The organism is Phenylobacterium sp., assembly GCF_044371015.1.
Taxonomy (GTDB): Bacteria; Pseudomonadota; Alphaproteobacteria; order Caulobacterales; family Caulobacteraceae; genus Phenylobacterium.
The window spans coordinates 1-8,660 of record NZ_JBILUK010000130.1 but is presented as its reverse complement, the minus strand read 5'-3'; the positions used below and the strand labels follow the sequence as shown (position 1 = coordinate 8,660).

Here is an 8,660-nt window from a genome sequence, read left to right as displayed (position 1 = left end):
CGAGCGCTTGCTGCCGGCCAACGACAACGGCGCTCTGCTGAACCGGGTTCGCTTCTGGCGCAACTCGGCCGTAGGCGGCTTCAGCCTCGCGGCGGCCAGTGTCGCTGCGGTCGCTTTCCTGGCCGCTCAGCCGCCGAAGGAAATCTATCGCGACGTGCCGGTCGCCCCGCAGGGCCAGCTCCTGGCCGCCAGCCTGATGAGCCAGTCCGGCCGGGCCCAGCCGCTCTTCGTTGCGGCCTATGATCCCGACCGCAAGGCGCTGATCCTCACCTCGCTGCTGCCCGAGGGCGTGGAGCGCGACAAGGTTCAGCAACTCTGGCTGATCGCCGGCCAGGAAAACCCCAAATCGCTGGGCTTCGTGGAAGCGGGTAAGGCCAAGATCATCCCGCTGCCGACCGAACTCCTGGCCAAGATGGCGGCCGGCGCAGCGCTGGCCGTCTCGGTCGAGCCCATGGGCGGATCGCCCAGCCCCGACGGCCCCACCGGCCCCATAACCGCCGTCGGCGCCCTCTCGAACCTATAGGTTTGAACCACGGAACTCACGGAACTCACTGAAAAGTCGCCCGTTGAGTTCACGCATTGTTCTATACGCTGGTCTGCGATAGGCTGCGTCATGACCACGCGAACCGCACCCCGTTTGCTGCTGGAGTCCGAGGTTTTTCGAATTCGCGGGGCGGTTTTTCAGGTCCGCAAGTCGATGGGTTCGGGGTTTCTCGAGGCTGTTTACCAAGAGTGTCTGGCCATCGAGTTTCGACGCCAGGAGATCCCATTCCGCGATCAAGTTGCACTGCCGCTCGACTATCAGGGCGTGCGTCTTCGCCAAACCTACGTCGCTGATTTCATTTGCTTTGATCAGGTTATACTCGAACTCAAGGCAGTTCGCGTTCTCGCGCCCGAGCATCGGGCGCAAATCCTGAACTACCTCCGAGCGACGCGGATCAAAGTCGGCCTGCTCGTGAACTTCGGCGCCCCCGCCGGGGTCGAGATCGAGCGCTTCGCTCGCTGACTAAAGCCTTCCGTGCGTTCCGTGAGTTCCGTGGTTCTTGCTACGCCTTGGCGGCGTCCATCAGCGCCGCGAACCTTTCGAACAGATACAGGCTGTCCGTCGGCCCCGGGCTGGCCTCGGGATGGTGCTGCACCGAAAACACCGGCCGACCCTTCAGCGCGATGCCCGCGTTGGTGCCGTCGAACAACGAGATGTGGGTCTCCTCCAGGTGGTCCGGCAGGCTCGCGCGGTCCACCGTGAAGCCGTGGTTCATCGACACGATCTCCACCTTGCCGGTCGTCAGGTCCTTCACGGGATGGTTTGCGCCGTGGTGGCCCTGTTCCATCTTCACGGTCCTGGCGCCCAACGCCAGCGACAGCATCTGGTGGCCCAGGCAGATGCCGAACACCGGCTTGCCGCTCTCCACCAACGCGCGGATCTGCGGCACGGCGTAGGCTCCGGTGGCCGCCGGGTCGCCTGGGCCGTTCGACAGCATCACCCCGTCGGGGTTCCGCGCCAGAATCTCAGCCGCCGGCGTGCTTGCGGGCACCACAGTGATCCGGGCTCCCACAGAGGCCAGCGCCCGCAGGATGTTGCGCTTCACCCCATAGTCGATCACCACGACATCATACCTGGGCGCGCCCGGACGCGAATAGGCGCTCTCGCCGTCCCAAAGCCCCTCTTCCCAGGTAAACGGCTGCAGGCAGCTGGCGTCCTTGGCCAGGTCCAGGCCCTCCAGACCATTCCAAGCGGCCGCCCGCGCCGTAAGGGCGTCGAGGTCAAACCGGCCCTCGGGATGATGCGCGATCACCGCATGCGGCATGCCCTGCTCGCGAATGCGCCGGGTCAAGGCGCGGGTGTCGACGCCGGCCAGTCCCACCACCCCGCGCCGCGCCATCCAGACAGCCAGGTCCGCATCCGACCGCCAGTTGGCCGGCGGCGTCGGCAGGTCGCGGAAGATCGCGCCCCGCGCGGCCGTCTCCGCCGCGCCCGATATCTGCTCGATGTCTTCTAAATTGGTCCCGACATTGCCCACGTGCGGGAAGGTGAAGGCCACAATCTGGGCCATGTAGGACGGGTCGGTCAGGATTTCCTGATAGCCGGTCATGGCGGTGTTGAAGCACACCTCCCCCACCGCCTCGCCCACCGCGCCCACGCCCTGACCTTGCAGTACGGTCCCGTCGGCGAGCACCAGAACGCCCGTGACGCCGGGCAACAGGTCACGGCTCATGGTGGGGTCCTTCCAGTGCGGCAAACGGGCGCGTTGGTAGTGAGTCCCTGAGGGCGGGTCAATCAACTGCCGGCCCAACGCGTCATGTCACACCACGAAGAGTCCGGCCGTCCTGGATGTGAAACCGGATGGAGGCTCGCCGATGGCGCGGTGGAAACAGGGCCTTTCGGGCCTGATGGCGCTCCTGATGGGCGCCAATGGCCTTGTGATGCTGGCGGCCCCGCTCGGCTGGTACGACGCCGTGCCCGGCGTGCCCGCCACGGGACCGTTCAACGCGCACTTCGTCCGCGACGTGGGCGCGGTCTATCTGATGTGCGCCCTCGCGCTCGGCTGGTACGCCCACCGACCGGTCCGGGCCTGGCCGGCCCTCGCCATGGCGGCCGTCTGGCTCACCCTGCATTCGGCCATCCATGTCTACGACGCCTCATGCGGGGCGTCGCCGCTGGCCGATCTCTGGCGGGACGCGGTTGGGGTTCACCTGTTCGCCGCGATCCCCCTCGCCCTCGCCATCCTGGGCGCCCCCGCCCGCCTCGCCACGGCAGAAAAGGACTGAACATGCTGCGCTATCTTCTGTCCCGATGGCTCGACCGGTTCGAGCGGGAAAACACCTATGACGCGGCCTATCTGCGCGACCTTCTGAGAGCCAGTCGCTGGAGCTTCGTGAAGTTCGGTCTGGGCGCCGCCGCGCCTGACCGGAGCGCCGCGCCGATCGAGGCGTTGTTCGCCGCCGGCGTCTCAGCGACTCTTCGGGAGGACTGCGGGCCCTGCGTGCAGATCAGCGTCGATATCGCCGCACGCGCCGGAGTCCGCCCGGAGGTCTTGCGCGCCGTGATCGCCGGCGACGAAGCGGCCATGGGCGAGACCGCCGCGCTGGCGTGGCGGTTCGCCCGCGCCAGTCTGGATCGTGACATGTCGGCCTGCGATCCCCTGCGTGAGGAGGTTCGCCGCCGGTGGGGCGAGACCGGCCTCGCCGCGATCGCGCTGTCGATGGTCGGCGGCCGGATGTACCCAACCTTGAAGTATGCGCTCGGCCATGGCTTGACCTGCTCGCAGGTGCGGGTGGCGGGCGAAACGCTCAAGCCGCTACGACTCGCCGCATAGAGGCGGATTGCATGGGGACCGTTGAGATCGAAGCCTTCGAGGCCTGCCGTCCCCGGCTGATGCGCCTAGCCTATCGCATGCTGGGCCAGGTCACCGAGGCCGAAGACGCGGTGCAGGACGCCTGGCTGCGCTGGCGCGGCGCAGGCGTGATCGTCGAGGACCCTACGGCCTGGCTGGTGCGCGTCACCACCCGGGTCTGCATCGACCACCTGCGCGCCGCCAAGACCCGGCGCGACGCCTATCGCGGCCCCTGGCTGCCTGAACCGTTGATCGAGTCGATGGAGGATCCGGTCGAGCGCGCCGAGGAGGTGTCCATCGCCTTCCTGCTGGCGCTCGAACGCCTCTCGCCGCTCGAACGGGCGGTGTTCCTGCTGCACGAAGTGTTCGACCAGGACTATGGCGAGGTGGCCGAGACCCTCGATCGCTCCGAACCCGCCGTCCGCCAGCTCGCCGCCCGCGCCCGCAAGCACGTGAAAGACGCCCGGCCCCGCTTTACGGTCAGCCCGGAACATGCGCTGGCGCTCGCCCAGGCGTTCGCCGCCGCCTCGAACGGCGATGATCCCCAGGCCCTGGCCGCCCTGTTGGCGGAGGACGCTATCCTGATCAGCGACGGCGGCGGCAAGCGCAAGGCCGCCCTTCGGGTCCTGAGCGGCCGAGAGGACGTCCTGCGCCTCTACCAGGGCCTCCGCTGGCGGGGCGCGCTTACCACGCTCCAGAGCGTGCAGGGCGTCCGGGTCAACGGATCGCCGGGCCTTCTTTGCCGCTTCGCCGATGGCCCCGCCGTCATCGCCATCGAGGCCGACGACGCCGGCCGCGTCGCCGCGATCTACATGATCTCGAACCCCGACAAGCTGGCGCACATTCGCGAACCGCGCGTCCGGACCTGACGCCCGAATCATCCACAGTCTGCGGCGAGCGGTCCACAGGGGTCGTGAGAGCGTACACAGCCTGCAGCGCATCGCAGCTCTGGCTGAGGTAGCCGTGGGTCCGATGGCCGGCAGGTTCGACGAACGGTTCGTGGAGGAAATCAAGTCGCGGCTTCGGCCCAGCGACCTGATCGGCCGCACCGTGCCCCTGCGCCGCCAGGGCCGCGAGTTCGTCGGCCTCTCGCCGTTCAACAAGGAAAAGACTCCCTCGTTCTATGTGAACGACGAGAAGGGCATGTTCTTCGACTTCTCGTCGGGCAAGACCGGCGACCTGATCACCTTCCTGCAAGAGACCGAACGGCTCAGTTTCGCCGAGGCTGTCGAGCGGCTGGCCGCAGAGGCCGGGGTCCCGCTGCCGGCGCTCGATCCGCGCGGGATCGAGCAGGAAGAGAAACGCCGGGGCCTGGGCGACTGGCTGGAGGCCGCGGCCCTCTGGTTCGAGGGCGAGCTCAAGCGCCCGGCCGGCCGCGAGGCGCGCGCCTATCTCGAGGGGCGGGGCCTGCCCGAGTCCGAGTGGAAGCGCTTCCGCCTCGGCTTCGCGCCGGGCGGCCGCACGGGCCTCAAGGACTATCTCGTCTCCAAGGGCGCCATGGCCCCCGCCCTGATCGAAGCCGGGCTCCTGATCGCGCCGGAGGACGGCGGCGCGCCTTACGACCGGTTCCGCGACCGGATCATCTTCCCGATCCTGGATGCGCGCGGCCGGGTGGTGTCGTTCGGCGGCCGGGCGATGGATCCCCAGGCCCGGGCCAAGTACCTGAACGGCCCTGAGACCGTGGTCTTCCACAAGGGCCACCACCTCTACGGCCTCTCGGAAGCTCGCAAGATCCTGGCCGCCGCCCCCTCGGGCGAAACTCCGCCCCTGGTGGTGGTCGAAGGCTATATGGACGTTATCGCCTGCCAGCGGGCGGGCGTCCCGGCCGTCGCCGCCATGGGCACCGCGCTTGGCGAAGACCAGATCGAGGCGCTGTGGCGCCACCACCCCGAGCCGACGCTCTGCTTCGACGGCGACCGCGCCGGCCGCCAGGCGGCGGCGCGGGCCATTGATCGCGCGCTCCCGCTCCTGAAGCCGGGTCGCAGTCTTCGGTTCGCGATCGTCGAAGGCGGCAAGGATCCCGACGACGTGCTGCGCGAGCAGGGCCCGGCGGCGCTGAAGGCCCAGCTCTCCCGCACGACCGCCTTCGCCGAGGCGCTGTTCATCCGCGAGCGCGACACCGAGCCTCTGGACACGCCCGAGCGGCGCACAGCGCTCAAGGTCCGGCTGCGGCGACTGGCCGCCGCCATCGCCGATCCCGACCTGGCCCAGGCCTACAAGGAAGACCTGCTGGCCCGCTACGAGGCGCTCTGGCCGACGCGCCAGCCGGTCTACACCGTGGGCGCCGCCGCGCGGGAGATGTCCCGCGCCCGCTGGGACCGCCGCAGACCTTCAGCCCCCACCGGCGCCACGCCCGAAGCCAAGGACGCCGCCCAGCGCCTGCGCCACAGCGCCGGCGCCCTCCCCGCCGCCCTGGCCCTCGCCGCGGTGCGCGATCCCGCCGTCATCGACGACTCCATCGAGCGGATCGGCGCCCACGGCTTCGGGGACCATTCTCTCGACAAGCTCGCCCAGGCGCTGGTCCGCATCCGTTACGAAGCCGGCGAACTGGAGATGGACGCTGCGCTCCGCCGCCTCGAGGCTGAGGGCGTCTCGGCCGAGGATCTCCGCCGGGTCGAGCGTGAGGCCGGTCGCGCCGGCGTCGCCGCCCCGTTCCTGAAAGCGACCGGAGAGCGGGCCCGTGAACTCTGGCGTGAGGCCTTCAACCTCTTGATGGAGCTGGAAAGCCTCGAGCGCGCGGTCGAAGCGGCCGTGAGCGATCTTGGTCGCGATCCGTCCGCCTATCCCGCCATGGCCGCGCTGAAGGCCGACCGGGATCACCTCCGCCGCCTGATCAACACCGACTGGGCCAATGGCGAAGACGCCAAGCCCGTCCTACCCCACTGAAGGGAGATCCCATGCGCAGCCTCTTCGCCGCTGTCCTGACCCTGGGCCTGATGCTCACCGGCGCCGCGGCCGCCCAGACCCGGCTGGAGACCATCGAGCTCGCCTCCAAACTCGTGCCGTCACCGGTCAAGGTCTCGGTGCTGCTGCCCGACGGCTACCGCGCCGACCAGAAGCTGCCCCTGCTGCTGATGCTGCACGGCGGCGGGGGCGACAACACCTTCCTCAGCTCCATGAAGCCCATCGTCGAAGCCGCCTGGAGCGCCGGCGACCTGCCGCCGCTGGTGGCCGTGACGCCGGATGTCGACCGCTCCCTATACATGGACTTCAAGGACGGCTCCCAGAAGTGGGAGACCTGGATCGTCACCGAGCTGGTCCCGGAACTTCGCCGCCGCTACGGCCTGTCGGCCGAACGCTCGGCCACCGTGGTCACCGGTATCTCCATGGGTGGATTGGGCAGCCTGCGCCTCGGATTCAACCATCCGGAGATGTTCGGCGGCCTCGCCGCGCTGGAGGCCGGCATCGAGCCGGCGCTGGCCTTCGACGACGTGAAGATGCGCAACCGCTTTCAGCGCAACGACGCTTTCTTCAAATCGATCTTCGGCGACCCGGTGGACCGTGATCTCTGGCGCCGCGCCAACCCCGCCAACATGGTGATCGACAACCGCGCCCGGATCGTCGGCTCAAAGCTGGCGATCTATATCGAGGTCGGCGACCTCGACATGTTCAATCTGCATGAGGGCGTGGAGTTCCTGCACCGCGTGATGTGGGACCACAACATCCCCCACGAGTACCGGCTGGTGCGCAATGCAGACCACCTCGGCAAAACCATGAACCCGCGCATGCGCGACGCCCTGCGCTTCCTAGACCGCGAGGTGCTGCGCCCGCCGCCCCCGGACACCAGCTTCGCGACCCAGAAGGCGACCATCGAGCGCCTCCGCCGATCGATGGGCGTGCCCGATGGCGAACCCCGCCCGCCCCTGCCCGCCACGAGCCTCCCCAGATGATCGACCGTCGAACCCTTGTCGCCGGAGCCCTGGCGGCCCCGCTCTCAGCCCAGGCGCGCGATGCGGCCGTCAAGGGCAGCCGCGCATATTCCGAATCGATCATGGTCATGTCGGTCGCCGCCGACGGGTCGAGCGCGGTGACGCTCCGGTTCTGCCGCTTTCCGGTGGAGGGCTACACCTGGGTCTGGTGCCACGTGCTGGTCGGCCAAGACCTCTACGCCTTCACCCGTCACGACCTCCCCGCCGGCCCCGAACGGCTGGCTGACGGGCAGAGCGCGACCTATCTCGCGCCGCCGCTCAAGGCGCGACTGGCCCGCGAGGGTCGGGGTCCCGGACTTTCCAATGTCCGCCTCTCGGCCGACCTCGGATTTCACAAGAGCCGGAGCGCCCCGCTCGGCGACGGACCGGTGCGGGGCCGGATCGAAGGCCGCTTCACGGCCGAGCGCGCCCTGGTCGCCCAGGTCCTGGAGGGCCGCGATGAGGTCTATGGTCGCCTGGACGCCGAGATCCGCATCGGCGGCCGGCGCCTGCGGCACACGGGTCCGGCCAAGTTCCACGAGCAGCGCCAGGAGGCGCCGCGTTTCGATACGCCCTTCTGCTACGGCTGGCTCGCGGGCGCTGACCGCGCCGCAACCAGCCTTTTGGTCAATCAGGGCGCCGCCGGCGGCTGGATTCTCGGTGGTCGCGAGTCCGCGATCGCCGACCTCGTCCTCGACCCGCCCGGGCAAACCCGCGCCGCGACCTGGAAGCTTAAGGACGCCCCGGCCCTGCCCGGGCGCTTCGAGGCTCTCACCCGCTACGAGATCCCCATCCACGGCCGCGCCTGGCAGGGGAGCTTCGTGCGCGGCGAGGTGGGTGGCGCGCCCGTCGTCGGGGTCCTCAATGACTGGCCCGGCCCGCCGGACATCTGCGCGGCCGCGAGGTCCCGCGCCTAGGCCGCAGCCGCCGCAGCGGGGACTTCCCCCAACGGCACGATTGTTCGCGCCGGATCGGGCGCGCTAGGGTCCTTACTCAGAGAAACAGGAGAGAACGCCATGGCCGGTCGGGTTGAAGGCAAGGTCGCGCTGGTCACAGGCGGCGCGAGCGGGATCGGTCGCGGCTGCGCCGAGCGTCTGGCCGAGGAAGGCGCGACCGTCGTGGTCACGGACATCCAGGACCCCATGGGCGGCGAGGTGGTCGCTGGCATCCTGAAGGCGGGCGGCAAGGCCGAGTACATTCATCACGACGTCACCCAGGAAGAGGAGTGGCAGGCGGTCGTCGCCGGAATCCGGGCGCGCCACGGCCGGCTGGACATCCTGGTCAACAACGCCGGCATCGGGATCGGCGGCTCGGTTCTGGAGATGACGCTGGAGAACTGGCGCCGGCAGACCGCCATCAACCTCGACGGCGTGTTCCTGGGCGTGAAGCACTCGATCCCGCTGATGCGCGCGTCCGG

General features: G+C 69.2%; 10 protein-coding genes. 9 read left to right on the top strand and 1 reads right to left on the bottom strand.

Annotated elements, in window-relative coordinates:
* Window positions 1-523 (top strand): anti-sigma factor domain-containing protein (locus ACIQ3R_RS11610; protein WP_397418631.1); only part of this gene is annotated, 523 nt, incomplete at its 5' end.
* A gap of 90 nt (window positions 524-613) precedes the next feature.
* A complete protein-coding gene (locus ACIQ3R_RS11605; RefSeq protein ID WP_397418629.1) occupies window positions 614-1,006 on the top strand; it encodes a GxxExxY protein in 393 nt (130 codons plus the stop codon).
* Between the two features lie 40 nt (window positions 1,007-1,046).
* Here the strand turns inward: ACIQ3R_RS11605 and carA are convergent, their stop codons facing one another.
* On the bottom strand, window positions 1,047-2,216 hold the full coding sequence (carA, locus tag ACIQ3R_RS11600) for a glutamine-hydrolyzing carbamoyl-phosphate synthase small subunit (RefSeq protein WP_397418627.1): 1,170 nt from the start codon (window positions 2,214-2,216) through the stop codon (window positions 1,047-1,049).
* Window positions 2,217-2,358: 142 nt separating this feature from the next.
* Here carA and ACIQ3R_RS11595 point away from each other — a divergent pair, with 142 nt between their 5' ends.
* The 7 genes from ACIQ3R_RS11595 to ACIQ3R_RS11565 all read left to right on the top strand — a co-directional run.
* Window positions 2,359-2,769, top strand: a complete 411-nt coding sequence (locus tag ACIQ3R_RS11595) for a hypothetical protein (protein ID WP_397418625.1) — start codon at window positions 2,359-2,361, stop codon at window positions 2,767-2,769.
* A 2-nt stretch (window positions 2,770-2,771) separates the two neighbouring features.
* Complete coding sequence (locus ACIQ3R_RS11590) at window positions 2,772-3,317, top strand: hypothetical protein (protein WP_397418623.1); 546 nt, start codon at window positions 2,772-2,774, stop codon at window positions 3,315-3,317.
* Between the two features lie 11 nt (window positions 3,318-3,328).
* The gene (gene sigJ, locus ACIQ3R_RS11585) at window positions 3,329-4,204 is read left to right on the top strand and encodes an RNA polymerase sigma factor SigJ (protein WP_397418621.1); all 876 of its coding nucleotides are present in this window, start codon (window positions 3,329-3,331) and stop codon (window positions 4,202-4,204) included.
* Window positions 4,205-4,307: 103 nt separating this feature from the next.
* Window positions 4,308-6,221, top strand: a complete 1,914-nt coding sequence (gene dnaG, locus ACIQ3R_RS11580) for a DNA primase (RefSeq protein ID WP_397418619.1) — start codon at window positions 4,308-4,310, stop codon at window positions 6,219-6,221.
* Between the two features lie 11 nt (window positions 6,222-6,232).
* Complete coding sequence (locus tag ACIQ3R_RS11575) at window positions 6,233-7,225, top strand: alpha/beta hydrolase (RefSeq protein WP_397418617.1); 993 nt, start codon at window positions 6,233-6,235, stop codon at window positions 7,223-7,225.
* Window positions 7,222-8,160 (top strand): hypothetical protein, encoded by a 939-nt coding sequence (locus ACIQ3R_RS11570; protein ID WP_397418615.1) that lies wholly within the window; start codon window positions 7,222-7,224, stop codon window positions 8,158-8,160. The genes ACIQ3R_RS11575 and ACIQ3R_RS11570 overlap by 4 nt, the downstream gene beginning before the upstream one ends.
* A 99-nt stretch (window positions 8,161-8,259) precedes the next feature.
* Window positions 8,260-8,660: SDR family NAD(P)-dependent oxidoreductase (locus ACIQ3R_RS11565; protein ID WP_397418613.1), on the top strand; the 401-nt coding region annotated here is incomplete at its 3' end.

Excerpts from the sequence above, each read along its gene's own strand:
- ACIQ3R_RS11575 (WP_397418617.1), top strand. The coding sequence starts at position 6,233 with ATGCGCAGCCTCTTCGCCGCTGTCCTGACCCTGGGCCTGATGCTCACC.
- ACIQ3R_RS11595 (WP_397418625.1), top strand. The coding sequence starts at position 2,359 with ATGGCGCGGTGGAAACAGGGCCTTTCGGGCCTGATGGCGCTCCTGATG.
- dnaG (WP_397418619.1), top strand. The coding sequence starts at position 4,308 with ATGGCCGGCAGGTTCGACGAACGGTTCGTGGAGGAAATCAAGTCGCGG.
- ACIQ3R_RS11605 (WP_397418629.1), top strand. The coding sequence starts at position 614 with ATGACCACGCGAACCGCACCCCGTTTGCTGCTGGAGTCCGAGGTTTTT.
- carA (WP_397418627.1), bottom strand. The coding sequence starts at position 2,216 with ATGAGCCGTGACCTGTTGCCCGGCGTCACGGGCGTTCTGGTGCTCGCC.
- ACIQ3R_RS11570 (WP_397418615.1), top strand. The coding sequence starts at position 7,222 with ATGATCGACCGTCGAACCCTTGTCGCCGGAGCCCTGGCGGCCCCGCTC.
- sigJ (WP_397418621.1), top strand. The coding sequence starts at position 3,329 with ATGGGGACCGTTGAGATCGAAGCCTTCGAGGCCTGCCGTCCCCGGCTG.
- ACIQ3R_RS11590 (WP_397418623.1), top strand. The coding sequence starts at position 2,772 with ATGCTGCGCTATCTTCTGTCCCGATGGCTCGACCGGTTCGAGCGGGAA.